The organism is Mycolicibacterium holsaticum DSM 44478 = JCM 12374 (assembly GCF_019645835.1).
Lineage (GTDB): Bacteria > Actinomycetota > Actinomycetes > Mycobacteriales > Mycobacteriaceae > Mycobacterium > Mycobacterium holsaticum.
This window is the reverse complement of sequence record NZ_CP080998.1, coordinates 4,210,082-4,234,263: the sequence shown is the minus strand read 5'-3', so window position 1 is coordinate 4,234,263 and position 24,182 is coordinate 4,210,082. Positions and strand designations below refer to the sequence as shown.

Here is a 24,182-nt window from a genome sequence, read left to right as displayed (position 1 = left end):
TGGCGCTTTATCAAGGCTCCGGGTGGAGCCGATAGAGCGCAGCACTAAGCACGCGTCCACCCGGAGCCCAGGCAGTGACCATCAGGTCACTGCCTTTCGTCATTAAGAGGGCGCCGGACATTCACCCAGGTGCCCAGTCCAGAAAGGCACGTCCGACATGAACCTGGCGCAGACCGCCACCCCGCCTGCCACGTCCGACCGGCGCGTCCGCAGTTTCAGCGAGATCCCCAGCCCGCACGACGTGCTCACCGAGTTCCCGCTGGGTGCCCGGCGCGCGGAGCGGGTGGCCCGCGACCGCGACGAGATCGCCGCCATCCTCGCCGGCCGCGACGACCGGTTGCTGGTCGTGGTGGGCCCGTGCTCGGTGCACGACCCGGTCGCCGCGCTCGATTACGCCAGCCGGCTGGCCAAGGTAGCCGGCGAGCTCAGCGAGCAGCTCAAGATCGTGATGCGGGTGTACTTCGAGAAGCCGCGGACCACGATCGGATGGAAGGGGCTGATCAACGATCCGGGTATGGACGGCACCTTCGACGTCGCCCGAGGTCTGCGCATCGCCCGCCAGCTGCTGCTCGACGTCATCGACATCGGCCTTCCGGTCGGATGTGAATTCCTCGAGCCGACCAGCCCGCAGTACATCGCCGACGCGGTCGCCTGGGGCGCGATCGGCGCCCGCACCACCGAATCGCAGGTGCACCGCCAGCTGGCGTCGGGGCTGTCGATGCCCGTCGGGTTCAAGAACGGCACCGACGGCAACATCCAGGTCGCGGTCGATGGCGTCAAAGCCGCTGCGGCCCAACATGTTTTCTTCGGCATGGACGATACCGGGCGTGGCGCGCTGGTGAGCACCGCGGGCAACGACGACTGCCATGTCATCCTGCGCGGCGGCACCGGCGGACCGAACTACGACACCGATTCGGTGGGCGCGACCGCCGCCAAGCTCACCGCCGCGGGACTGCCCGGGCGAGTGGTCATCGACTGCAGCCACGCCAATTCGGCCAAGGACCACGTCCGCCAGGCCGCGGTCGCCGCCGAGGTCGCACAGTTGGTGCGTGACGGGGTGCCGATCAGCGGGGTGATGCTGGAGAGCTTCCTGGTCGCAGGCGCGCAATCCTCCGAAGCCCGCCCGCTGACCTACGGGCAGTCTGTCACCGACAAGTGCATGGATTGGCCGACAACCGATCTGGTGCTGCGCGAGTTGGCCAAGCGCGGGTAACCCTCGCCGGCCATGGCACGCGCACCGCGACTACGAGGCGCGGCGGATGCCCCGCTTGAGCAGCAGTTCGCGCTCGGACTCGCTGAGACCGCCCCAGATGCCGTAGGTCTCACCGACGGCCAGGGCGTGCGAACGGCACTGCGCGATCACCGGGCACTGGTTGCACAGTTCCTTGGCGCGCCTTTCGCGCTGGGCGCGGGCCCGGCCGCGCTCGCCGTCGGGATGAAAGAACATGGCGGAATCGACGCCCCGGCACAGTCCGGCCATCTGCCAATCCCAAACGTCTGCGTTGGGTCCGGGTAGTTGCTGTGGCAAAGGCATTGGAGAACCCCTCTCTGCGTGTTCTTCGCAAACGTCTGAACACGTGAGTTTTGGCACTGATCCGAGCGCAAGTCGCCGATGACTACTCGTGGACACAAGGTAGGTGGGCTCATCAAATGTCGTCAATAGACCTACGACGTGCGGAACGCCATAACTGCTGGCCAAGAATTTACGTCACGTTCATCCTTGGGTCTTTTCGGCGGTGCGATTCGTGGTAGGCGAACCCCGCATCGGCCACCGCGGGCGGCATATCTCCTGATCGCGTAATCAACAGGGCCTGCAGCAAACCTGGAAAATCGATAATCGGCTTACGTGGACGTAACATTCACGCCACCAAGTGTTAACCAAAGTTGTGCGCCCGGCGGGTCGTGGCGGGTCCGCCGGTACCGGGTATCCGGCCCGGCGTTGATAGCGTCGGCGATTCGATGACTACTTCTGGCTCCGCGGCGGTGTTGGCCGACGCCGCGTTCGGCGCCGACCCCGGCCGCTGGCCCCTGCCCGCCGCCACGTCCCCGCACGAACTGTGGCTGCGCGCGGTCGCCGCGGGCGCACAGGGACGGTACGCCAGCGCACGCGCCGACCTCACGCGGCTGCGCCGGCCTCAGCACGGCGAACCGCTGATGTCGTTGGCGCACAGCACCCACGCGTCGTTCTTGCGTCAGCTCGGCTGGCACACCCACGCGCGGGGCTGGGACGGGCGGGCGTTGGCGCTGGCCGGCGCCGACGCCGAGGCCGGCGCCGACGCATTGATCGGGCTGGCCGCCGACGCGCTCGGAGTGGGCCGGTTCGCGGCGTCGCAGCGCGCACTGCAGCGGGCGGCCGAGCGCCTCCCCGACGCGGTGGCCCCCCGGCTGCCCGTCCGGCTGGCGTGGGTGAGCGCAGAGCTGGCGATGGCGCGAGGCGAGGCCGCCGACGCCGTGCGTCACGCCGAGCAGGCCGTCGCCGCCGCCGCAGCGTTCGACTCGGTCCGACACGCCGTGAAATCCGACGTCGTGCATGCCGCCGCGCTGTGCAGCGCCGGTGACATCGACGCTGCGCGGCGCGTCGCCGACGGCGCACTGACCGAAACCTGCCGCCTCGGAATGATCCCGCTGCGCTGGGCGTTGGCCTGCTTGCTGGCCGACATCGGCAGCGCGGCGTGTTCGTACGACCAGATGATCGCCATCCGCGACGAATCTGCCGACACAGTCCGGTCACGGGGCGGCGTGTGGCCGGTCTCCGCGGAGAAGGGCACGTCATCCTGAAAGTTATTGTTTAGCCTGAGCCGCCCCCGCCGGACTGAACCCGGTTCGTAACGCTGGAGAGATCGCCCACGATGACAATTTCGAGAGAACGTCTCGATGCTGTCGTTGCTGAGGCAGTAGCGGGCAACCGAGACGCACTCCGACAGGTGCTGGAAACCATCCGTCCCATCGTTGTCAGGTATTGCCGGGCAAGGGTGGGAGCAGCGGAGCGCAGTGGGCTTTCAGCAGACGATATTGCTCAGGAGGTGTGCTTGGCCGCCATCACGGCGCTGCCGCGCTACAAGGATCAGGGACGTCCGTTCCTGGCCTTCGTGTACGGCATAGCTGCGCACAAGCTCGCTGACGCACATCGTGCGGCGGCCAGGAACCGTTCCGACCCGACCGACGTCGTGCCGGAGCGGTACTCCATGGACGCCGGGCCCGAACAGATGGCCATGGACGCCGAATCGTCTGAGCAGATGAACAGGCTGCTCGCCGTACTGCCCGAAAAGCAACGTGAAATCTTGATCCTGCGTGTGATCGTCGGCATGAGCGCCGAGGAGACCGCCGAGGCGGTCGGAAGTACCGCGGGCGCGGTCCGGGTGGCCCAGCACCGCGCGCTGGCGCGGCTGAAGCAGGAGATCATCTCGACAGGGCGACACGATCATGCCTGACTTCGGACGCTGGAATGCCAATGGGGGCGATCCGTCCCTCAACGAAATCAACCGCACCGACCGGTTCCTGGACGCGTTGGCGTTCGAGCAGCCGGTGTATGCCACCGACCCCGGTGAGGCCGAACTGGCGCAGCTGCTGGCCGGGTGGCGCGACGACGTTCGTGACGCCCCGCTCACCGCGACCGTGACGCCGCGCGACGCGGTGCTGGCGTTGGATCGTGCGACGGTGTCCCGTCGCCGCACCCGGTCGCTGGCGGTCGTCGGCTCGGTCGCGGCGGCGGTGTTGTGCCTCGGCGGCTTCGGCGCGGTGGTCGCGGGCGCCGGACCGGGCGATGCGCTCTACGGCCTGCGCACCATGCTGTTCGGTGAGCAGCACGCCACACGCGACGATCCGGTGATGCTGGCGTCCCAGCAGCTCGCCGAGGTGCAGCAGCTGATCGACCAGGGCCAGTGGCAAGCCGCGCAGGACAAGCTGGAGACGCTGACCACCACCGTGGCCACGGTCGGCGACGTCCAGCGCAAACAGGAATTCGTCAGCGAGTGGCAGGAGCTGACCGTCAAGGTCCAGTCGCAGGACGCCAGCGCCACCATTCCGCCCGACGTGCCGCCGCCGGTGTTCCCGCAGGTGCCCGTCTCGGTGCTCGACACCACGACGACCGCGGTTCCGACGTCGCCGTCGGACACGACGACGCTGCCGTCGTCGGACATCACGAGCCCGTCGCCGTCGGATGTCACGAGCCTGCCGTCGTCGACGACGTTGCCGTCACCGACGCCGAGCCCGTCTCCGTCGCCGAGCCCGTCGCCGACGCCGAGCCCGTCTCCGTCGCCGACGAATTCGCCCGCGCCGTCGCCGACGAGCTCTCCTGCGCCGCGACCGACGCCGACGTCGTCCTCGGCGGCGCAGGCACCGGCACCGTCGCCGTCGAGCCCGCAGCCCACCCCGAGTGCCGCGCAGCCGTCGCCGACACCGACGGAGGCGCCGCAGGCGATCGATGAAGAGTCAGCGACGCAACTGCCGGCAACAACCGAGCCGGTGACGACCGCGCCGGTGACGACGCAGCCGCAGACCACTCAGCAGGCGAGCACGCAGGCGCCGACGAAGCAGTCACCCACTCGGCAGGCACCGAAGTCGGTGGTCACCACGACAGTCGTGGTGCCGGAGCCGGGCGAAGAATCCGGCTAACGGGGTTCAGCGGTAGCCGTCGGTCTCCGAGGTCGCCTCGTTGAGTGAGGCGTCGGCGTACCCGCGGCAGTAATCCCAGGTCACGTAGGCATCGGGTTCCGGATCGTAGGCCGGCTCGTGAGGCCGTACCGTGCCGTCGACGAGCAGCTGCAGCAGGTTGGCGCGCAGCATGTCCCAGTCGTGATAGTGGTCCTGCTGGCATTCGTCACAGCACACCACCAGGCCGCGAATGCCCTTGTGCGCCAACAACGCCTCGTAGACCGCCAGGTCGGCGAGGTCGGCCTCCACCGCGGTCCGCTCCTGCGGGTCCAGCGGCTGGCCGGGCTCGATCGCATCGAGCGCAGCCGAGGGGTCGCACGGGTCGTCGGCGAACGGGTCGGGTGGCAAACCCGGTGGCAGGTGATCACGCACGACTCCACCCTACGCAGCCGTACTCATTTCGCGCCAGCCGTGGCGCGGCATGGCGCCGGGCGATTCGCAACGCAGTGTGGCGCCGGACCGCCGACATCGATGCCGATAGGATGGACGTCTAGCTCGACGACTGTCCTCGTCACTGGAGGCCCATCCATGTCGATCGCTGAAAGCAGCGTTCCGCTCGCCGTCCCGGTGCCTACCGGCGGTGATGACCCGACGAAAGTCGCGATGCTCGGGCTCACCTTCGACGACGTCCTATTGCTGCCTGCAGCCTCCGATGTGGTCCCCGCCACCGCCGACACCTCCAGCCAGCTCACCAGGAAGGTGCGGCTGAGGGTGCCGCTGGTCAGCTCGGCGATGGACACGGTGACCGAGTCGCGGATGGCGATCGCGATGGCGCGCGCCGGGGGCATGGGGGTCTTGCACCGCAACCTTCCGATCGCCGAGCAGGCCGGCCAGGTCGAGACGGTCAAACGTTCCGAAGCCGGCATGGTCACCGATCCGGTCACCTGCTCGCCGGACAACACCCTGGCCGAAGTCGACGCGATGTGCGCACGGTTCCGGATCTCCGGGCTGCCCGTCGTCGACGACACCGGCTCGCTGGTCGGGATCATCACCAACCGTGACATGCGCTTCGAGGTCGACATGTCCAAACCGGTGTCGGAGGTGATGACCAAGGCGCCGTTGATCACCGCGCAGGAGGGTGTCTCCGCCGAAGCCGCGCTGGGACTGCTGCGCAGGCACAAGATCGAGAAGCTGCCGATCGTCGACGGGCACGGCAGGCTGACGGGCCTGATCACCGTCAAGGACTTCGTCAAGACCGAACAATTCCCGTTGGCCACCAAAGACAAGGACGGTCGGCTGCTGGTCGGCGCCGCCGTCGGCGTCGGCGACGACGCCTGGACGCGGGCGATGACGCTGGTCGACGCCGGCGTCGACGTTCTCGTCGTGGACACCGCCCACGCGCACAACCGCGGCGTGCTCGACATGGTGCACCGCATCAAGACCGTGCTGGGTGACCGGGTCGAGGTGGTCGGCGGCAACGTCGCCACGCGCGCGGCCGCGGCCGCGCTGGCCGACGCGGGCGCCGACGCGGTCAAGGTCGGTGTCGGCCCCGGCTCCATCTGCACCACCCGCGTGGTCGCCGGCGTCGGCGCACCGCAGATCACCGCGATTCTGGAGGCCGTCGCCGCCTGCGCGCCAAGGGGAGTGCCGGTGATCGCCGACGGCGGTCTGCAGTACTCGGGGGACATCGCCAAGGCGTTGGCCGCCGGAGCGTCCACGGCGATGCTGGGTTCGCTGTTGGCCGGCACCGCCGAATCTCCCGGCGAGCTGATCTTCGTCAACGGCAAGCAGTTCAAGAGCTACCGCGGCATGGGCTCGCTGGGCGCCATGCAGGGCCGGGGCGGCGCGAAGTCGTATTCCAAGGACCGCTACTTCCAGGACGATGCCCTGTCCGAGGACAAACTGGTCCCCGAGGGCATCGAGGGCCGGGTGCCGTTCCGTGGTCCGCTGTCCACCGTCATCCACCAGCTCACCGGCGGACTGCGCGCGGCCATGGGGTACACCGGATCGGCCACCATCGAGCAGCTGCAGCAGGCGCAGTTCGTTCAGATCACGGCCGCGGGCCTGAAGGAAAGCCACCCGCACGATGTCGCGATGACCGTCGAGGCGCCGAATTACTACGCCCGCTAAGGGGACACATTGGTCATGCGTGACTTGGTTGAGATCGGCATGGGCAGAACCGCCCGCCGCACTTACGAACTCGACGACATCAACATCGTGCCGTCACGGCGCACCAGGTCGTCCAAGGACGTCTCGACGGCCTGGCAGCTCGATGCCTACCGCTTCGAGGTTCCCGTAATCGCCCATCCGACCGATGCTTTGGTGTCACCGGAGTTCGCGATCGCGCTGGGCCGGCTCGGCGGGCTGGGTGTGCTCAACGGCGAGGGTCTGATCGGCAGGCACGCCGACGTCGAAGACAAGATCGCCCAGGTGGTCGAGACCGCCGAGAAGGAGCCCGAACCCACGGCCTCGATACGCCTTCTGCAGCAACTGCATTCGGCGCCGCTGGATCCCGAGCTGCTCGGTGCGGCGATCGCACGGATCCGCGATGCCGGGGTGACGACGGCGGTGCGGGTCAGCCCGCAGAACGCGCGGGCATTGACCCCGACACTGATCGCGGCCGGTATCGATCTGCTGGTCATCCAGGGCACGATCGTCTCGGCCGAACGGGTCGCCTCCGACGGTGAGCCGCTGAACCTCAAGACGTTCATCTCCGAACTCGACGTGCCGGTAGTGGCCGGCGGTGTGCTCGACCACCGCACGGCACTGCACCTGATGCGCACCGGCGCGGCGGGCGTCATCGTCGGCTACGGCTCCACCCAGGGCGTCACGACCAGCGACGAGGTGCTCGGCATCAGCGTGCCGATGGCTACCGCGATCGCCGACGCCGCCGCGGCCCGCCGTGAATACCTCGACGAGACCGGCGGCAGGTACGTACACGTGCTGGCCGACGGCGATATCCACACCTCCGGCGAACTGGCCAAGGCCATCGCCTGCGGCGCCGACGCCGTCGTGCTCGGCACCCCGCTGGCCACCGCGGCCGAGGCGCTGGGGGACGGCTGGTTCTGGCCGGCCGCGGCGGCCCACCCGTCGCTACCGCGCGGGGCCCTGCTGCAGATCGCGATGGGCGAGCGGCCGTCGCTCGAGCAGGTGCTGATGGGACCGTCCGACGACCCGTTCGGTTCGCTCAATCTCGTTGGCGGCCTGCGCCGGGCGATGGCCAAGGCCGGTTACTGCGACCTCAAGGAATTCCAGAAGGTCGGGTTGACCGTCGGAAGCTGACGGCCGCGCGCATCGCGCATTGCATTCCAGCGGGCCTTCGCCCGGATTTTTCGTGACGGTTTGCGCAGCCTTGGACTCATGTCACAAAACTGCACTGCTGTAGCGTAAGAAAATGACTAATCGCTACGAACTATTGAGGTATTGGCCTAATATACGTTAGTCTTCGCGCAGTAGATTGGCCATGGCCGCTCGTAAACACAGCGCGACGTCTCATGAGGTAGGTGCAGTCCTTTGGCGCTCAGGCAATCGGCACGTCAGCCAGTGGAGCTCGGACCGCCGGGGCCGGTGCGGGCCCCCGGGCCGAGCGTGGCCCGACTGGCCTCGATGTTCGCCCGGGCGCGAGACCCATTCCGGCTGCTGTCGGACTGCGTCGATCGTTACGGCGATATCTACTCGCTGCCGCTGGGGCCCGGCGGCACGACAGTCGTCAACGATCCGGAGTTCGTCGGGAGTTGGCTGCTGGACTACTCGCGTTATCACAAGGGTGTGATGTCGCGGGCCCTTGTCCCCGCGCTCGGCGAGAGCATTCCGGTTGCCGACGGTGAGCCGTGGAAGCGAAATCGCAAGGCGCTCAACCCCGCTTTCTCCCGCCGGAATCTTAACGGGATCGCTCAGATCATCTCCGGGGCGGTCGACGACGTCCTCATCCGGTGGGACACGTTGGCCGATAACGGCGAAGAGGTCGACCTCTACCGAGAACTCTCGATCCTCACGATGGCCGTCGTTCAGCGCTCGATGTTTTCGTCGTCGGTATCCGACGGTGACGTGCCGGATCTGATCGACCTGTTTCGAGTTCAGACCACCTACATGGGCGGCCTGATGCTCACATTCTGGGCACCGTCATGGGTTCCGGTGCCCGGCGCGCGGGCGGGGTCTCAGGCGGTGGTCTCGATCCGACGGCGCATCGAGAGGACCATCAGCGATCGGCGCGCCAATCCCAACGACGCCACCGACATCTTGAACACCCTGCTCGAGGTGCCGATGGAGCACGAGAACCTCGTCGATCAGCTGATGGGCCTGTGGTTCGGCGGTTTCGACACGACCGCGTCAGCGCTGGCGTGGACCGTGGCGATGCTCGCGCAGAATCCCAACACAATGGAGGCGCTGCGTGAGGAGGCCGACGCCTACACCGGCAACTATGACTCCTTCGCCGAACTCAACCAGTTGCCTTATTCCAAAGCAGCTTTCGATGAGGCGCAGCGGATTCAGGGTGCGCTGCTGCTGACCCGTCAGGCACTGGAGGAGGATGAGATCGGCGGCTACCACATTCCCAAGGGCAGCCAGGTGGGTGTCAGTGCTTACACCATCAATCGGCATCCTGCGCTATGGGATCACCCGGATCGCTATGACCCGATGCGCTGGCTGGACGAGCGTAAAGACAACCAGCATCGGTTCCAGTTCGTGCAATTCGGCGGTGGGCCCAGGCACTGTATCGGTGTCGGGATGGCTTACATGGAGGCGCAGTTCGTCCTAACCAAGATCGCCAAGCGGTTTCACCTTCAGCCAAGGCCGGGTTGGACACCGCGCCACGACTTTCATCTCAGCGTCGGGTTGAAAGGCGGGTTGCCCGGTCGGATCATCCACCGTCACCGAGGAGGCAGGCGGTGACACGTATCGCGATCGATGGCGGCCTCTGTATGGGGTCCAAGGAATGCGCCGGGATAGCCCCGCACGCCGTGAAATTCGACGACGACGGCATCGCCTCTCCGACCGGTGTGGAACTGGCCGACGATGTCGCCGAGCGTCTGGAATCGTCATGCCCGGCGATGGCGATCTCCGTGCTAGCCGACTGACCGCATCAGCAACCGACCGAAAACAGGAGCAACAGTGAGCAGCAACGGCGCCGATTACGACGTAATCATCAAGGGCGGCACCTTGATCGACGGAACCAACACGCCTCGAAAGGTGACCGACATCGGTATCCGAAACGGCAAGGTCGCCAGAGTCGGCGGCCTGGGCGCTGCGACCGCGACGCGGGTGGTCGATGCCGCGGGCCGTATCGTGTCTCCCGGGGTGATCGACGTTCACACCCACTACGACGCCGCCATCTTCTGGGATCCGTACTGCACGCCGTCGGGTTATCACGGCATGACGACTGCGGTGGTGTCCAACTGCGGGTTCGGCTTCGCGCCGTGTAAGCAGGATCGGGCCACCCAGGAGCGCTACATGGGGATGATGGAGACCACCGAGCAGATCCCGACCGCTGCGCTGCGGGAAGCGTTGCCCTTCACCTGGGAGTCGTTCCCGGAGTGGCTGGAGGTCGTCAGGGGATTGGGCAAGGGCGTCAACGTGGCCAGCTACGTGCCGCTGAACTCACTGATGATCTTCGTCATGGGGTCGGTCGAGGATGCCCGCGATCGGTTACCCACCGAGGCCGAACTCGCCGAGATGAAGCGGTTGCTGCGCGAGGCTTTGACGGCAGGCGCCGTCGGCTTTGCGTTCTCCAAGCTCAACGACTTCAATTCGCACAAGGATCACGGCAATCCGATGCCGACCGACGCGGCCGACGAGTCCACTGCCTACGCGCTCGCAGAAGTGCTGCGAGAGATGGACTGCGGCATCATTCAGGCTCTGGTGGACCTGCCGATGGCCATCGACAACAACCACATTGCCGAAAAGCTGGCGCGCATCTCCGGGCGACCGGTCGTACAGAACATCCTGGTGCCCTTCGACCATATTCCCGGCGAGGTCGACCGTGTGCTGAACTGGCTCGATCGTTGCGAAGAGCAAGGGCTCGACTGCTATTCACAAGCGCTGGCGTTCCGCACTTGGCAGGAGTCGCGGCTGCTGGACTGGAATACCTGGGATATCCATCCCGTGTTCGCAGAGTTCTCCGCGCTCGACGACGACATCGAGGCGCGGCTGGTCAAGGCGGCCGATCCCGATTGGCGCGAGCGTGTCAAACATGTGCACACCATCGACAACATGACGGCCGCCGGCGGTCTGTTGGATCATCTGAAACTGATTGCGATGCCGGACAACTCAGATCCGCGCGTGGGGAAGTTCTTCGGCGAGATCGCCGCTGAACGCGGAATCGACGTGGTGGACGCCTTCTTCGATGCGGTGATCGACTCCCGCTGCGACATGGATTTCCGTACCCTGCAGTCGATGAGCCAGGATCCTGCACTTTTCGAAAAGATGTACAAGCATCCGCGCGTGATCGCCGGCACATCCGACGGTGGAGCGCACATCCGATTCTTCAGCGGGGCCAACTTCTCGACCGACCTGCTGCAGTGGCTCGCTCTGGAGGAGAAGCGCTTCACCCTGGAGGAACTGCATCACAAGTTCAGCATGCTTCCCGCGCGCATTCTCGGCCTTGCGGACCGCGGGGCGCTGTTGCCCGGGTTCGCCGCTGACGTGATGGTGTACAACCCCGAAGAACTCGGCTATCCCGACCATTACGACGTGCTGACCGACTTGCCCGGTGGGGAATTCCGCCGGGTGATACCGGCGCACGGAATCGATCTGGTCATGGTCAACGGGGAGGTCACATTCGAGGCCGGCATGAAATCGACCGGTGCGACGCCGGGGCGCGTGCTCGTCTCTGCCGGCGCAACCTGACCCCGGTGGCGCAGGTTCCGCCGCAGATCGGCACCGCCCCGTCTGTTGGCGCCGCGATACGACTTGCCGGTGAGTTGGTGCCGTTGGTCGGTTACACGGTGGTCGACCGGATTCGGCGTTCGCCGGTGCCCACCGGAGCGCCTGCCCCGGCCCGGGTGGAGAGCATCACCGCCGAATGGCTCAATCGGGTCATGGCGCCCGTGCTGCACCAGACCCGGGTGGAGTCGTTGAGGATCGAATCGCATTCGTCCGGCACGTCGGTGCGTGCCCGTATCCATCTGCGCTACCACGCACCACACACCGAGCAGCAGCTGCCATCGACCGTCTTTGTCAAGTGCGCGCCGTCCTTGGTCACCAGGCTGGGCAACGGCTTGTCGGGCACCGCGTTCGCCGAAGCGGGCTTCTACAACCAGCTCAGAGATCGCTTCGAACTCGAGGCGCCGTACGGCTATTACAGTGCTGCGCAGCGGCGTTCGTATCGGGCCATCCATCTGCTCGAAGACCTGGTGGCCACCCGCGCAGCGACGTTCTGTGTACCGACCGCGGCGATAACGCGCCAGCAGGCCGACCAGATCGTCGAACAACTGGCCCTGCTGCACGGGCAGGGAGCCGAACTCGCCCTCGACGACCTGCGGCGGCCGAGTTGGTTACGGACCTACCCGCAGTGGTGGCAGGCGACGGGTTCGATTTCGATGATCCGCAGATATCACCTGCGCGGGCAGCGCCGCGCCGACGATGAGGGGCTCACACCGCGGCGGCTTGTCGCGCGTGGTGAACAGCTTTGGCGCGGTTTCGAGGCGTCCGTCGATGCGCATCGAGGGTTGGCCCGGACTCTGATTCATGGCGACACCCATCTGGGCAATTGGTACATCAACGACGCGCAGCGCATGGGTCTTTGCGACTGGCAATGCATATCGGCCGGACACTGGTCACGTGACCTGGCATACGCATTGGCGTCGACGCTGACCGTCGAGCAGCGACGGGACTGGGAGGACGCCCTCATCGACGCCTACCTCGAACGGCTCGCCGCGCAGGGCGGAGCGGTGGAGACCCGTGCCCGCGCGATGGAGTTGTACCGACAGCAGCTCTTCGGGGCCTTGGCCATGTGGACGACCACCCTGCAGCCGCCGAAGTTTCTTCCCGACATGCAGCCGCAGGCGACGTCCGCCGAGATGCTGCGCCGGATCCTCACCGCGATCGACGATCACGACGCCCTGCGCCTGGATTGAACTGCCGGCAAACGCAAACCGAGAAGCGGCACAGCGCTCAGACGATCCAGGTCCACGCGTAGTTGTGCTTGATGCTGTCGCAGCCGTAGGAGATTTCCACCCGCTCGACATCGGCCAGCAGCGCGATCTCGTCGACGACGGCAGATATCAGTGCGTCGTGATGTGCGGCGATGAGAATTGCCAGGAAATCGAATTCACCCAGGACTCGACTGAGTTCGGGCACGTCGTCTCGTTCGGCGAGGGCCGCGGCGACTTCGTCGATCCGCCCCGCGACCGTTTTGATGGCCAGGTAAGCATGTGCCCCGAACCCGAATGCGGCCACGTTGGACACTGCCTGGATCCGGAACACCCGCTCGGCGAGCATCTGTTTGATCCTGCCGCGGACCGTGCCTTCAGACACCCCCAACTCGGCGGCGATACTTCGATTGCTGCGCCTCGCGTTGTGCTGGAGCAGATTGATTATCGCCAGATCCGTCTCGTCGACGGTGTCGCTTGGCTGCGCCTCGGGAGTGGCTCCCGGGTCGGCGAACATGGCCCACTTGCTGTCGAACTTGAGGACATCGAGCGACAGCGCGCCGCGAAGCGACCCGACGCCGGCGATGGAGGGTAATTGGTTGCCGAACATCTCCGATATGTGTTGGCGGTCGCGACACAGCATCGGCGCGATGATGTCGAACCGCCCAGAACAAATGGTCACCCCGATGGCCTCAGGAAGTTCGGCGACTTCGGCGGCGACGTCGCGAACGGAGCGGCCGGCCACTCTGAACGTGGCGAAGACGAGTTCGCGGTGACCGAAGAGCCGGATATCGGTGACCGCGACGATCCGTACCAGGTCGGCTTCCTCCAGGCGGCGCAGATGCGCCGCCACGGTGACTTCGTTCACGTTGAGTTGAGACGCCAACGCCCGATTGCCTTCCCGGCCGTCGAGGCGCAGGATCTCGATCAGGGCCCGGTCGAGGTCACTGAGCTCAGAAACGGAGGGAGAAGCCACAGCTGTGGCTTTCCTACTGGTCTTATGTGGCGTTCCGCTGCGCGAGCGGTCTGTCTGCCGGGCCACCTCGTCATCCTGTCAGTCGTCGGTACGCGGCCGGTTGCGCCGCGACTACCTTCGTCCACCTCACGCACGCTACAAGAACTGTGCCGACCGGTCAGTCGGCGCGGGTGGCGTCCCGCCCGCGCAGCGGTGCGGTCGTCGTGACCATCAGCTGGCTGTCCGGGTTGTCTCCGTGAATGCAGTACACGGTCGACTCCGCGGTCACCGCGCACGTCGAGCCGCGGTAGGAGATGGCGGTGAGGCGGGTCAGCAGCATATGTGCGGACGGAGCGGAAAATCGGGGTGCTTCGGCGTGGTAGATCCTGGGGAACGGGTCGCCGACGAACCAGGCGACCTCGTTGCTGCCCGGGGGAGCGCCGGGAAGGTCGCCCGAGCAGCCGTAGCTGCCGTCGTCCTCGATGGCGCAGCGTACGCCCAGCGGAGACGTGAACCAGACGCCGGTCTTCCCGACCACCTTGTAGTTTTGGATGTCCGACGCCGGCTGATACCCGTCGATCTCCGGGTATGCGCCCGCGGTTGGCGATGCCGACGATATCGCCGCAGCACACAAGCCGGCAACCAGCGCGAAAGCCCCCGTGAGAAGGCCTATCTCGGGTACGCCGGTGATCATCGTCGGCTCAACTCAACCAGGTGTGGGTCGCGGTGATGAGAAAGCGGGCGGGTCCGCGCTCACAATAGGTGTCGTAATCGACGGTCGTGGCGCATTTGGTCCCCTCCACGTCGATGAAGGACAGCGGTGGGATCGCTGCGCTGCCGCGGGGACCCTGCGGAAATCTGACCGCCAGAGTCCAGTCGTAATGGGCTTTGGTATCGCCGGTGATCCAGCCGATCTGGTGCACTCCGGCTGGGGCGCCGGGAATATCTCCACTGCAACCAAAGCTTCCACGAAACCATATACCGCAGTTGAGCCCCTGCGCCGTGGTGAACCAGTAACCGGGTTGCTCTGGCAGCGACACACCCGGAGTGGGCGCCAGATTGTATGGTGCGGAATCGATTTCGGTGAAGTAGCGAAGTTCGGGATATGGCTGGGCGCGCGCGGTGTCGGGTAGGGGTTCGCCGCCAGAGACCGGTGCGGGAAGCAGTGGCGTTCCCAGGGCGACAAGCGAAACTATGACCAACCGCAAGAGAATTCGGCGTGGTCGGGTCGCCGCAACGCCGCGCTGCGCACCCGCCGTCAGGACATCTGGGTGCGTCGGCATTTTCTCCGCCACACGCATACGTTAAGTGCCACGGTCATACGGAGTCAAGAATGCGTAATCGGCTGACGGGCCCAGGCGGTGGCTAGGGCGCGGTCAGCACAACGGAAGCGAAGTACCTGCCGGTGTCGTCCTGCAGGACGGTCCCGCCAAACGACGTGTACGAACAGTCGAGTTTGGATGCCCGGTAGTTCAACAGGACAAAATGCACGGCGTCGGACTGGCTCGGTCCGTAGCCGGACAGGAGAACCGCCTTGTCGGCGGGGTGCCCCACGGTGGCCAGTGCGGGCATCGGGTCGGTGAACGGCACCGCCGGGCTCTGATGGGTGACGTATTCGTAGCTGTTTTGAGACGCCAACTGCGCCACGCGTTCTGCCAGCGGGTCAAGCGTCAGCGCTGAACAATCCGACGCCGAACGTTCCGCGTTGACCGCAGCGGCGAGGTCGGCTTCCGGCTCGGCGGCGACCCGTGCTGCCGGTGCGGTGAGCGCGACCGCCGCGGCTGCGGATACTGCGCCAAGGATTCGCCAGCGGTGCATCGTGGGCTGCCTCGCTATCCATCCGGATGACTGGAAAAATTACGCAGATTGTCAATATCGGGTGCTAGTGCACGTCACAATATACGGTAGAGGCGTCTCTGAAGTGGTAAAACCACGTTGATTCCGATTCATTCGCTCCAAAACGCGTTAAAAATTCGAAAATGACGCATTATTAGTTTCGCAGATGAGGCAGGCTGTCGGGGCTGGTATCCGACCAGTTGCCGACGAGTTGAGTTTCCTGTGACGGCCGGAGGAGACGTGGCATGCGCCGACTGACGGGGCTAGCGTTCGCGCTGACCCTGTTGTTGGTCGCGACAAACACGACATGCGAACCAATCGCATCAGCGCAACCGACCGTTGACGAAATCGCGCCGCCGTTGCCCCCGGTTGTTGTCGGGCCCAGCGACTGGACGCCCAAGTTCCCGTACCCGTTCGACAAGACGCGCAGCGAGGTGACGGACGCGGATATCAACGCCATGCGCGAGATGTGCCAGTGGTATGAAGCGCAGTACGAGCCGTTGATAACGCAGATCGACCGGTTCAACATCAACCTCATCACCAGCAATGGCGACTACAACGTCGCCAACAACCAGCAGATCGCCGATGCGGTGGTGGCCAACATCGATCGATCGGTCGCCTTCCTCACCCCGCGTGCGCAGGCTCTCACCCAGGCCCGCAACTACGTCGGCGACGTGCACTTCCCGGTGTACCAAGGTGAGAGTTTCCATCTTCTGTGGCAACACCTGTCCAACGTCGGTGCCGGGATCCGGGGCCGTCAGCCGGCGTGGTTCGTCGGGCCGTCGGTGCAGCGCGTCCTGCGCTGGGGCAGCCGGATCAACCGTTCCCAGGTGTGCCGCTGATGCAGAACGTGATGGCCGGTTTGCCGCCGACGCCGTCGGTGCTCGGAAAAGATCGGGGTTCGGCCGGCCGCCGGGTCGGCGCGAAAGCCAGGATTTCACGGGCGCTGAGAGCGTTGCTCCGCTGGGTTTTCACGGCCCCCGTCCTCAGCGTCGCGACCGTCGGTCGCGCCGTCACGATGTTCGCCTCCACCGTGCGTTACGCGGTGGTCGACGGGATCGCGCTGCGCATACCGTTCGGCGAGATGCTGGTTCAGGCATGGACATTGCTCAAAGTGACGGCCGCCCCCGCCTTGCTGATGGCGATACCGATCGGTGCAATCGTGTCCATCCAGACGTCGGGCCTGGTCAATCAGATCGGGGCGAGCTCGCTGGTGGGTGCGGCCAGCGGGGTGGGCATCGTGCGACAGGGCGCACCGGTGACCGCAGGACTGCTGATGGGAGGCGCGGCCGCATCGGCGATCGCCTCCGACCTGGGTGCCCGGGCGATCCGGGAGGAACTCGACGCGCTTCGAGTACTGGGCATCGACCCCGTGCGGCACTTGGTCGTTCCGCGTTTTTTGGCGCTGCTCATCATCGCCCCGCTGCTCTGCGCGATCATCATCGCCTCGGCGGTCGGCGCGTCGTTCGCGTTGGCGGTCGGCGTCAATGACGTGACCTCCGGCAGCTTCTGGCAATCGTTCGGGACCTTCGCCTCGGTCGCCGATGTCTGGTTCACGCTGGGCAAGTCAGTGATATTCGGCGCGATGGTGGCCATCATCTCCTGCCTGCGAGGTATGGAGGCGAAAGGCGGCCCGCGGGGTGTCGCCGACGCCGTGAACTCATCGGTCGTGCTCAACGTCGTGTGCATCGCGATGGCGAACCTCGCGATCACCCAGTTGCAAACCATGTTCTTTCCGATGGAGGTGTCGTAGTGGGCCAGAAAACGGGCCATCCTTCACCCGGGCCGAACAAGGCGGTGCAGCGGTTGGTCGACTCCCGCTTGGCCAGAGGAACTTTCGGCCAGATCGGCCAGTTCATGATGTTCTCCGCGCTAACCTTCTGGTTGTTACCCATCACGGTCCGGCGCTACCGGCGCCAAACGTTGCAGGCGATGAACAACCTGGCCTGGGGCCGCGGCTCGCTGCTCGTGGACGGTGGCGTGATCAGCGTCCTGGTCATCCTCGGCGTCGCGATCGGCGGGACCGTTGCCATCGAAGCATTTGCCACGCTCAACATGATCGGGTTCGGGGCGTTGTCAGGCATCGTGGGTAGCCTCGCCAACGTCCGCGAGATGGCGCCACTGGTCGCCGGAATAGCGTTCGCCGCTCAGGCAGGCTGCCGCATGACCGCAGAAATCGGCGCGATGCGTATCGCAGAGGAGATCGACGCCACCGAAGCGATGGGATTGCGGCCCATCCCCTTTGTCGTCGGTACTCGCTTGGTTGGCGCGATGATCTGTGTGGTCCCGGGGTTCCTGTTGACCCTGATCACCAGCTTCTACATCTCGACCACCGTCATCAGCGTCTTCCATAGCCAACCGGCGGGCACCTACAACCACTACTTCGTACAGTTCCTGCCCTTCGAGGACATCGTCTACTCCCTGTTCAAAGCCACGGTCTTCTGTGTGGCGGTAACCCTGATCCATTGCTACTACGGCTATTTCACCACGGGCGGTCCGGTCGGCGTCGGACGCGCCTCCGGTCGTGCGATCCGCGCCAGCCTCGTCGCGATCATGGTGCTCGACGTCGGGCTGACCATCGCAGTCTGGGGCCTGCAACCGGTGTTCGTGTTCAAGGGGTAGGTGAGACGCAGTGTTGCTCCACAAAGCCTCGGCCGAGAAGGAAAGCCGGATCGCCACGGCGATCGGGCTCGCCGTGACGGTTGTCGTCGCGCTCGTCGCGGCGGTGGTCTCGGCGAATCCGTTCGCCGCGGAAACCGACCACTCACTGAGCGTGGTGATCGAGTCGCCCTATGCCGGTCAGGGTGTCGACGCCGGCACCGACGTGCTCATGCACGGGGTGAAAGTCGGTGAGGTCACGGCCATCAGCAGCCTGCCCGCAGGCGGAGTGCGGATATCTGCAGAGCTTGATCGCGGACCGACGACCGGGCTCACCGACGCGGTGGGTTTCGACTTCCGCCCGGCCAATTACTTCGGTGTCACCGGAATCAACCTGCGTCAGAGCGCCGGTGGCACGCCGCTGGCCGACGGCGCCGTGATCAGAACAGAGCCCAGTGGCAACTTCACCCTGCAGGCACTGCTGTCCCGCCTGGGTGACGTCTCCTACGGAACGTTGACACCGCAGTTGATCGACGTGATCGGACGTGGCACCACCTACGTCGACGGTCTGGATCCGCTGCTGGAAACCATGCTGGTGGTGGCGAATTCGTTCGCCACCGTGCAGACAGTCAGTACGGCACGGCTCCTGTCCAACGCCACCGGCCTCAGCGTCGCCTTCCCCGGGTTCGTACACGCCGCGGTGAGCGTCGGAGACAAGTTCCTGCACGCCGGGCTCGACGGTGTCAGTGAGGAGTACTTCCGGCACACTCACGTGCCGTCCATCGACTTCACGGCAACCGGCTTGTTCGGCGCCGCCGGAAAGCTGGTGACCAGTCACAGCACCGAGTTGGCGCCGCTGACCAACATGATCAAGATCCTCACCGATATCGGTCCGGGCCTGGTTCCCAGCGTCGCCATCGCCGACACCGCCCGCGAGTATCGGACGCGACTGGAGCGGCTGTTCGCCGGGCCGCCCGACCGTCGAGCGGTCAACGTCCGGGTGATCCTGGATGACTTTCCGGGCATCGCCGCCCCGATGCAGGCAATCGGCGCGCTGCCGCCGGCCACCGCTGCACTGCCCGGCGAAGGCGGTGAACCCCGGTGAAACCCCTTGCAGCGGCGTGGCGCCTGGCGGTCGCGGCGGTGGTCGGTGTCCTTCTGCTGACCCTGGTGATGAATGTGATCAGCCAGCCCGTGGACACCACCCTCAACCACTACACCGCGGAGTTCACCGATGTCTCCGGATTGCGTAACGGAGCCGATGTGCGTGTCAGGGGCGTGCGCGCCGGGAAAGTGGATGAGATCGTTCTGCGGCGCCGCGACGGTCAGACAGTGGCGGACGTGGCCTTCACGCTGGACTCCCGATACCAGCTGGAATCGGCAACTCGGCTGGCCGTGAAGTATCAGGCACTCACCGGACTGCGGTACCTCGATGTGCAGAACCCGCGCGAAGGCGGTGCCAATACTGTTGAGGTAAGACATATTCCGACTGCCATGACGCAGCCGTCATTTGACATCACCCGGCTCTTCAACGGGCTGCAGCCGGTGCTCGCCACCTTGAACCCCGACGAACTGAATGCCTTCACCGCCAACGTCGAGAACTTCCTGACCGGGGACGGTTCGGGCCTGGCACCCGTATTGGAGAGCATCCACACCCTGACCCGGTTCGTTGCCGACCGCCAGCAGGTGGTCGCCGTGCTGATGCAGAACCTCAAGACCGTCGCGGACTCCATGTCCGGACACGGCAGGGACTTCGTCAACATCATCGAGTGGGCGAACCGGCCGATCGACGCGGCACTCACCGTGCTCGACGAGTTCCGCAAGTCAGAACTCTACGGCCCGGAGTTCACCCGCTCGGTGGTTCAACTGTTGAACAACGCGGGTCTGAAACCCGGCATCGACGTCGACACCGCTCTCGACAAGGCGTTCACCAACTTCGACGATTTGATGGAAGCGGTCAAGGTGGTCCCGGTCGTCTGGGACAACATCCCGCCGCCGTCGGCGCCAGGTGAGGTGATCCCGTGTTCGAAGGGCCGCGCGGAACTGCCGCTTCCCGTCGACGTACTGCTCAACGGTCAGAAGGTGAACCTGTGCAAGCAATGAAGATCCTGAGGGACCCGCGGCTATGGGGCACGGTCACGCTGGCGCTGGCGACTGCCATCGGGATTGTGGCGGCGATGGTGTACATCAGCCCGCCCGGCAACAAGCTCGTCACCTTCTACACCGACGACGCCTCCTCGATCACCCCCGGTATCTCGGTGCGAATCGCCGGTGTCACCGTCGGCAAGATCAAGGATCTGGAAATCGAACCGGATCGGGTGCGGGTCCGTGCCACCGTCGACGGACGCGAATTCGTCGGGGACCAGTCCACTGTCTCGGTGCGAATGCTCACCGTGGTGGGCGGATACTACGTCCACATCGACTCGCTCGGCGATCGGGAACTAGGGCATACGCCGATCCCGCAGGATCGGGTCATCTTGCCCTACAGTCTCATTCAGGTGCTGGCAGATACGACAAAGATCACCGAGAATGTCCACACCTCCCCGGTGCGGCAATCGCTGGACGAGGTGCAGGCAGGTCTGACCGGATCCAATATCGAGACCATCTCGGCGATCGTCGATGCGGGCACGACCATCACCGAGACGTTGGACCGACAGCGGGGGCAACTGTCGGCGATCTTGAACCTTTCCGACGAGTACATCGAGGAACTCGCCACCCGGCGCGGAATGCTGGAGGACCTGCTGGAGAAGGTCGCCATCCTGGAGCAGACGCTGGTCCTGTACGGGAAGGGATTCGCCGCAGCGATGCAGGGCATGGGCGACATCCTGCAAGGCGTCGGCCCGCTCGGCGATTTCTACATGGAACATCGGGACAAGTTCCTCGAGAAGTTCCTCAACTGGCAACGAATCGTGCGCACCTGGGCGGACCGCAACGGCCTGGTGGTGCGCATCCTCAAGCGCACGCGCGACCGGCTCTACACCACCTTGGAGCGACAGAACGCCGCGCCGGAACTGTTGGCCACCGACGTGTGTATCCCGATGCCGGGGAACCCATGCTGATGAGCACACGCAGCCTCGCACATCGAATCGGCCTCGGCGTCATCGCGATCGCGGCAGCCGTGACCTCGACGTCCTGCGCGGCAACGGTGGCGCCACAGGCCACGTCGTACTGTGCGGTCCTGCCCGACTCCGTCGGCCTCTATGCCGGAAATCCGGTGTCGCAGATGGGATATCCGATCGGCGCCGTGGACCGCATCACCCCGGGGGCCGCTGGCGTCCGGGTGGACTTCTCCGTCACCGGGCAGCGGCCGCTGCCCGAGGATGTCAAAGCCGTCGTCCGCTCGACATCGGTGCTCGCCGACCGCGCACTGGAACTGGTGGGCAACTTCGATGGCGGTGCGAAGCTGGCGCCAGGGGAGTGCGTGCCGTTGAGCCGGTCGATGACCCCGCGAAGCCTCTCTGAGGTCATCGGCGCCGCGAACACCTTCGTCGACGGGATAAACCCCGAGACGTCATCGAACATCGGTGACGTGATCGCGCAACTGGATCAGGCCGCTACCGACAGCGGCGCCGGCTTGAACCAGATCCTCACCACGTCGTCGACGCTGCTGGACAACCCCGACGGAGCGATCAGCGATATGTCCTCGATCGTCAGCAACCTGGCGGTCCTCACGGGCAGCCTGGTCGATATGCGTGATTCGATGAAGCAGGTCGTCAACGACGCGGCGGTCACGACCCCGCCCCTGGTCGACGCGATCGAAGGGGCGCAACGGATGTCATGGCCACTTCCCAACCTGGTCACCCTGCTCTCCGACCTCGAAGTCCGCGCCGGCGATGAGCTGCAGCTGACCTTGGATGCGACCGCGGATGCGATGCGCATCCTGACTCCGCACGCCCGGGGGCTGGCCAGCTTGCTCGATCCGCTGCCGTGGTGGATCAACGGGGTGACCCATCACTTCAACAACCGCGAGTTCGTCATGTCGTTCCGTCCCCCGCTGTACCGGATCAGAACACCGAATGGTCCGGCGGTGTGCCACTTCATGAACCTGTCGATGCCGGGCAGCTGCGCGAATGTCGCCGGCCAGCCGTACGGCGTCGACATCAATCTCCTGCAGTACGTCTTTCTGGAAGCGAGCCGCAGATGACCAGGCTGAGGGTCGCCGCAGGCGCAATCGGCTGCGCCGTGCTCGTTTCATCGTGCGCGGCGATCTCGGTCGAGGATCTACCCCAGCCGGGCAACAACTTCCGCGACGGCTATGACCTGGTCCTCGAGTTCGACAACGTGCTCAACCTGCCCGATCGCGCCAAAGTCGTCATGGACGGCACCACGGTCGGGGTGGTGGAAAAGGTCGGGGTGACGGAGGCGGCGGTGGACGTCACGGCGCGGATCGATTCGTCGGTGCAGGTACCCGCGGACGCGCGCGCCACCCTGCAGCAGGCCACGGTGCTAGGGGACATCTACGTGGCGATCGAGCGCCCACCTGCCGGCGAGAGCGTCGCGCCGATACCAGCCGGCGGTCGTATTCCGTTGGCGCATACCACATCACCACCACAGCTCGAGGACACCATCGCCAGTTTGGCGAACTTCGTCAACAGCGGATCCATCCAGCGGATGCAGAACACCATCATCCGGATCAATCGCGTCACGCCCGAACGCGCCGAACAAGTACGTGCCATCGCCGCCCGCGTCTCAGAGAACCTCAAGGATCTGTCGGACAACGTCGACACCGTCGACTACTGGCTCGACGGACTGGCCGGCACCGCCGCGGTGATGGCCGACAGCGACCCGCAATTGCGGTACTGGTTCTCACCGGACGGACTGACCCAGTGGGATCGCATGCTGGAATCCGCCATCGGGGTGGGAATCTTGTTGCCGTCGCTGGGCAGCATCTACACCGGCGGGTACTGGCTGGTGCCGCTACTGGATTCGCTCGGGATCGCGGTCGGTGAGGTCCAGAAGTCGAAGTGGGCCATCGAGGGCGAGTACCGGCCGTGGCGTGACCTGTTCCACGACGTGTTTCTCCCGGCCGACAAGTACCCGGCCATGAACATCACGTCGGTTCAGACATCCGACGGCCGCGAGATCTCCGGCAACGTCGAAGATGTGCTGCGAATGCTGGGAGCGATTCCGTGAAGGTCCGGCATCTGGTGTCATTTCTGGTCTTTGCCGTCATCATCAGCGGGGCGGTGTACTACATCGGTGCGCTCGGGGTACGGATCGGTCCGCCGAAACACCGGGTGAACGTCTCCATGCAGGTGCCCGACATCAACGGAATCGTCGTGGATTCCAACGTGTTGCTGCGCGGCGTACAGGTCGGCAAGGTCACCGGCATCGACACCGCGTTGGCCGGTGCGACCATCCACTTCTACATCGACGGGGCCCATCCGGTTCCGGTGGACAGCGACGTGCGCTTGGAGAACCTGTCGGCACTCGGCGAGTCCTACATCGGGCTGGTGCCACGGCGTTCGGACGGGCCGACGTTTCACGACGGCCAATATGTCGCCACCGAGGACATCACCCAACCTGCCTCGATCTCCGAGTTGGCCACCAGCGTGGTGCGGGTGCTGAACCAACTCGATCCCGATGCGATCAACCGGCTGGTGCGCGAAGCTGACGAGGCGTTGCCTGACCAGCAGGTCGTCCTGCCGAACCTGCACCGCGCGAGTGTGCTGCTACGCAATGCGGTGACGAGCATGGACGGGCGTGGGTCAGAGGTGTTGAAAAACATGGAGATCTTGCTTCAGAACGCCGACTGGCTCGGACCGCGGATCGCCGAGATCAACCCGGCGCTGCTCGCGCTGGGCACCCCGGTGGAACAGATGTTCCTGGCGGCAACGTCGGTGGTCATGGAAACCGGCGCGCCACAGTCACTGCAGAACACCGGCAAGTTGTTCGGACGGATACAGCAGTTCCTCGATACCCGTGCTCCGGACCTGCAGATATTTGCCGAAGCTTTCACGCCGAACATCAAAGGCATCGCTTCGGCCGCCTTGACGTTCGACACCGGGCAGATTCTGTCCAACATGCTCGACGCCCTGCCCGAAGACGGCACCATCACGCTGCGCGTCAAGACGCCCAACCCATGATCACCGAGCTGAGAGGATAGCGCCCAG

At 65.4% G+C, this 24,182-nt stretch carries 25 protein-coding genes; 19 read left to right on the top strand and 6 right to left on the bottom strand.

The window, feature by feature from the left end:
* The first annotated feature begins 157 nt into the window (after positions 1-157).
* Positions 158-1,213 carry a 3-deoxy-7-phosphoheptulonate synthase gene (locus K3U96_RS20380; protein ID WP_220690913.1) on the top strand — a complete coding sequence of 352 codons (1,056 nt, stop codon included), beginning with the start codon at positions 158-160 and terminating at the stop codon, positions 1,211-1,213.
* Positions 1,214-1,243: 30 nt separating this feature from the next.
* Here K3U96_RS20380 and K3U96_RS20375 read toward each other — a convergent pair whose 3' ends face one another.
* Positions 1,244-1,534, bottom strand: coding sequence for a WhiB family transcriptional regulator (locus K3U96_RS20375; RefSeq protein ID WP_069404780.1), 291 nt, complete (start codon positions 1,532-1,534; stop codon positions 1,244-1,246).
* Between the two features lie 425 nt (positions 1,535-1,959).
* On the opposite strand from K3U96_RS20375, the gene K3U96_RS20370 reads away from it, so the two are divergent.
* The 3 genes from K3U96_RS20370 (at position 1,960) to K3U96_RS20360 (ending at position 4,614) form a co-directional block, all read left to right on the top strand.
* Positions 1,960-2,778, top strand: a complete 819-nt coding sequence (locus K3U96_RS20370) for a hypothetical protein (protein ID WP_220690912.1) — start codon at positions 1,960-1,962, stop codon at positions 2,776-2,778.
* Between the two features lie 71 nt (positions 2,779-2,849).
* Positions 2,850-3,431 (top strand): sigma-70 family RNA polymerase sigma factor, encoded by a 582-nt coding sequence (locus K3U96_RS20365; RefSeq protein WP_220690911.1) that lies wholly within the window; start codon positions 2,850-2,852, stop codon positions 3,429-3,431.
* On the top strand, positions 3,424-4,614 hold the full coding sequence (locus K3U96_RS20360; protein ID WP_220690910.1) for an anti-sigma-D factor RsdA: 1,191 nt from the start codon (positions 3,424-3,426) through the stop codon (positions 4,612-4,614). Before K3U96_RS20365 ends, K3U96_RS20360 begins: the two co-directional genes overlap by 8 nt.
* Positions 4,615-4,620: 6 nt before the next feature.
* Here K3U96_RS20360 and K3U96_RS20355 read toward each other — a convergent pair whose 3' ends face one another.
* Entirely contained in the window at positions 4,621-5,025 is a 405-nt protein-coding gene (locus K3U96_RS20355) for a DUF5319 domain-containing protein (RefSeq protein ID WP_069404784.1), read from the bottom strand.
* Positions 5,026-5,181: 156 nt separating this feature from the next.
* Between K3U96_RS20355 and guaB the strand changes: the two genes are divergently transcribed.
* The 6 genes from guaB to K3U96_RS20325 all read left to right on the top strand — a co-directional run bounded on the left by guaB (position 5,182) and on the right by K3U96_RS20325 (position 12,665).
* Entirely contained in the window at positions 5,182-6,723 is a 1,542-nt protein-coding gene (gene guaB / locus K3U96_RS20350; RefSeq protein ID WP_220690909.1) for an IMP dehydrogenase, read from the top strand.
* A gap of 24 nt (positions 6,724-6,747) precedes the next feature.
* The gene (locus K3U96_RS20345; RefSeq protein ID WP_205870998.1) at positions 6,748-7,875 is read left to right on the top strand and encodes a GuaB3 family IMP dehydrogenase-related protein; all 1,128 of its coding nucleotides are present in this window, start codon (positions 6,748-6,750) and stop codon (positions 7,873-7,875) included.
* Between the two features lie 261 nt (positions 7,876-8,136).
* On the top strand, positions 8,137-9,483 hold the full coding sequence (locus K3U96_RS20340; RefSeq protein ID WP_069404787.1) for a cytochrome P450: 1,347 nt from the start codon (positions 8,137-8,139) through the stop codon (positions 9,481-9,483).
* The gene (locus K3U96_RS20335; RefSeq protein WP_131815075.1) at positions 9,480-9,668 is read left to right on the top strand and encodes a ferredoxin; all 189 of its coding nucleotides are present in this window, start codon (positions 9,480-9,482) and stop codon (positions 9,666-9,668) included. The genes K3U96_RS20340 and K3U96_RS20335 overlap by 4 nt, the downstream gene beginning before the upstream one ends.
* Before the next feature lie 34 nt (positions 9,669-9,702).
* Positions 9,703-11,436, top strand: a complete 1,734-nt coding sequence (locus K3U96_RS20330; protein ID WP_069404788.1) for an N-acyl-D-amino-acid deacylase family protein — start codon at positions 9,703-9,705, stop codon at positions 11,434-11,436.
* 5 nt (positions 11,437-11,441) lie between these two features.
* Positions 11,442-12,665 carry an aminoglycoside phosphotransferase family protein gene (locus tag K3U96_RS20325; protein ID WP_220690908.1) on the top strand — a complete coding sequence of 408 codons (1,224 nt, stop codon included), beginning with the start codon at positions 11,442-11,444 and terminating at the stop codon, positions 12,663-12,665.
* Between the two features lie 37 nt (positions 12,666-12,702).
* Here the strand turns inward: K3U96_RS20325 and K3U96_RS20320 are convergent, their stop codons facing one another.
* The 4 genes from K3U96_RS20320 to K3U96_RS20305 all read right to left on the bottom strand — a co-directional run bounded on the left by K3U96_RS20320 (position 12,703) and on the right by K3U96_RS20305 (position 15,453).
* Positions 12,703-13,656 carry an Lrp/AsnC family transcriptional regulator gene (locus tag K3U96_RS20320; RefSeq protein ID WP_220690907.1) on the bottom strand — a complete coding sequence of 318 codons (954 nt, stop codon included), beginning with the start codon at positions 13,654-13,656 and terminating at the stop codon, positions 12,703-12,705.
* 157 nt (positions 13,657-13,813) lie between these two features.
* Positions 13,814-14,329 (bottom strand): hypothetical protein, encoded by a 516-nt coding sequence (locus tag K3U96_RS20315; RefSeq protein WP_220690906.1) that lies wholly within the window; start codon positions 14,327-14,329, stop codon positions 13,814-13,816.
* Positions 14,330-14,336: 7 nt separating this feature from the next.
* Positions 14,337-14,930: a hypothetical protein gene (locus K3U96_RS20310; RefSeq protein WP_220690905.1), complete on the bottom strand. Its 594-nt coding sequence runs from the start codon at positions 14,928-14,930 to the stop codon at positions 14,337-14,339.
* Between the two features lie 70 nt (positions 14,931-15,000).
* Complete coding sequence (locus K3U96_RS20305) at positions 15,001-15,453, bottom strand: CAP domain-containing protein (RefSeq protein ID WP_220690904.1); 453 nt, start codon at positions 15,451-15,453, stop codon at positions 15,001-15,003.
* Positions 15,454-15,716: 263 nt separating this feature from the next.
* On the opposite strand from K3U96_RS20305, the gene K3U96_RS20300 reads away from it, so the two are divergent.
* The 9 genes from K3U96_RS20300 to K3U96_RS20260 all read left to right on the top strand — a co-directional run bounded on the left by K3U96_RS20300 (position 15,717) and on the right by K3U96_RS20260 (position 24,155).
* A complete protein-coding gene (locus K3U96_RS20300; protein WP_230982221.1) occupies positions 15,717-16,313 on the top strand; it encodes a hypothetical protein in 597 nt (198 codons plus the stop codon).
* A complete protein-coding gene (locus K3U96_RS20295) occupies positions 16,313-17,224 on the top strand; it encodes an ABC transporter permease (protein WP_271035618.1) in 912 nt (303 codons plus the stop codon). Before K3U96_RS20300 ends, K3U96_RS20295 begins: the two co-directional genes overlap by 1 nt.
* Before the next feature lie 104 nt (positions 17,225-17,328).
* Positions 17,329-18,093, top strand: coding sequence for an ABC transporter permease (locus tag K3U96_RS20290; protein WP_220693612.1), 765 nt, complete (start codon positions 17,329-17,331; stop codon positions 18,091-18,093).
* Positions 18,094-18,103: 10 nt separating this feature from the next.
* Positions 18,104-19,174: an MlaD family protein gene (locus tag K3U96_RS20285; RefSeq protein ID WP_220690903.1), complete on the top strand. Its 1,071-nt coding sequence runs from the start codon at positions 18,104-18,106 to the stop codon at positions 19,172-19,174.
* Complete coding sequence (locus K3U96_RS20280) at positions 19,171-20,172, top strand: MlaD family protein (RefSeq protein ID WP_230982219.1); 1,002 nt, start codon at positions 19,171-19,173, stop codon at positions 20,170-20,172. Before K3U96_RS20285 ends, K3U96_RS20280 begins: the two co-directional genes overlap by 4 nt.
* Positions 20,169-21,128 (top strand): MlaD family protein, encoded by a 960-nt coding sequence (locus tag K3U96_RS20275; protein ID WP_220690902.1) that lies wholly within the window; start codon positions 20,169-20,171, stop codon positions 21,126-21,128. The genes K3U96_RS20280 and K3U96_RS20275 overlap by 4 nt, the downstream gene beginning before the upstream one ends.
* On the top strand, positions 21,128-22,213 hold the full coding sequence (locus K3U96_RS20270; RefSeq protein WP_230982218.1) for an MlaD family protein: 1,086 nt from the start codon (positions 21,128-21,130) through the stop codon (positions 22,211-22,213). The genes K3U96_RS20275 and K3U96_RS20270 overlap by 1 nt, the downstream gene beginning before the upstream one ends.
* Positions 22,210-23,202 carry an MlaD family protein gene (locus tag K3U96_RS20265; RefSeq protein WP_220690900.1) on the top strand — a complete coding sequence of 331 codons (993 nt, stop codon included), beginning with the start codon at positions 22,210-22,212 and terminating at the stop codon, positions 23,200-23,202. Before K3U96_RS20270 ends, K3U96_RS20265 begins: the two co-directional genes overlap by 4 nt.
* Positions 23,199-24,155: an MlaD family protein gene (locus K3U96_RS20260; protein WP_220690899.1), complete on the top strand. Its 957-nt coding sequence runs from the start codon at positions 23,199-23,201 to the stop codon at positions 24,153-24,155. Before K3U96_RS20265 ends, K3U96_RS20260 begins: the two co-directional genes overlap by 4 nt.
* Positions 24,156-24,182: the final 27 nt, after the last annotated feature.

What these genes read in the sequence shown, in the direction of transcription:
- K3U96_RS20380 (WP_220690913.1), top strand. Translation starts at nt 158, where the DNA reads ATGAACCTGGCGCAGACCGCCACCCCGCCTGCCACGTCCGACCGGCGC.
- K3U96_RS20375 (WP_069404780.1), bottom strand. Translation starts at nt 1,534, where the DNA reads ATGCCTTTGCCACAGCAACTACCCGGACCCAACGCAGACGTTTGGGAT.
- K3U96_RS20370 (WP_220690912.1), top strand. Translation starts at nt 1,960, where the DNA reads ATGACTACTTCTGGCTCCGCGGCGGTGTTGGCCGACGCCGCGTTCGGC.
- K3U96_RS20365 (WP_220690911.1), top strand. Translation starts at nt 2,850, where the DNA reads ATGACAATTTCGAGAGAACGTCTCGATGCTGTCGTTGCTGAGGCAGTA.
- K3U96_RS20360 (WP_220690910.1), top strand. Translation starts at nt 3,424, where the DNA reads ATGCCTGACTTCGGACGCTGGAATGCCAATGGGGGCGATCCGTCCCTC.
- guaB (WP_220690909.1), top strand. Translation starts at nt 5,182, where the DNA reads ATGTCGATCGCTGAAAGCAGCGTTCCGCTCGCCGTCCCGGTGCCTACC.
- K3U96_RS20315 (WP_220690906.1), bottom strand. Translation starts at nt 14,329, where the DNA reads ATGATCACCGGCGTACCCGAGATAGGCCTTCTCACGGGGGCTTTCGCG.
- K3U96_RS20305 (WP_220690904.1), bottom strand. Translation starts at nt 15,453, where the DNA reads ATGCACCGCTGGCGAATCCTTGGCGCAGTATCCGCAGCCGCGGCGGTC.
- K3U96_RS20300 (WP_230982221.1), top strand. Translation starts at nt 15,717, where the DNA reads ATGCGCCGACTGACGGGGCTAGCGTTCGCGCTGACCCTGTTGTTGGTC.
- K3U96_RS20295 (WP_271035618.1), top strand. Translation starts at nt 16,313, where the DNA reads ATGCAGAACGTGATGGCCGGTTTGCCGCCGACGCCGTCGGTGCTCGGA.
- K3U96_RS20290 (WP_220693612.1), top strand. Translation starts at nt 17,329, where the DNA reads ATGATGTTCTCCGCGCTAACCTTCTGGTTGTTACCCATCACGGTCCGG.
- K3U96_RS20275 (WP_220690902.1), top strand. Translation starts at nt 20,169, where the DNA reads ATGAAGATCCTGAGGGACCCGCGGCTATGGGGCACGGTCACGCTGGCG.
- K3U96_RS20270 (WP_230982218.1), top strand. Translation starts at nt 21,128, where the DNA reads ATGAGCACACGCAGCCTCGCACATCGAATCGGCCTCGGCGTCATCGCG.
- K3U96_RS20265 (WP_220690900.1), top strand. Translation starts at nt 22,210, where the DNA reads ATGACCAGGCTGAGGGTCGCCGCAGGCGCAATCGGCTGCGCCGTGCTC.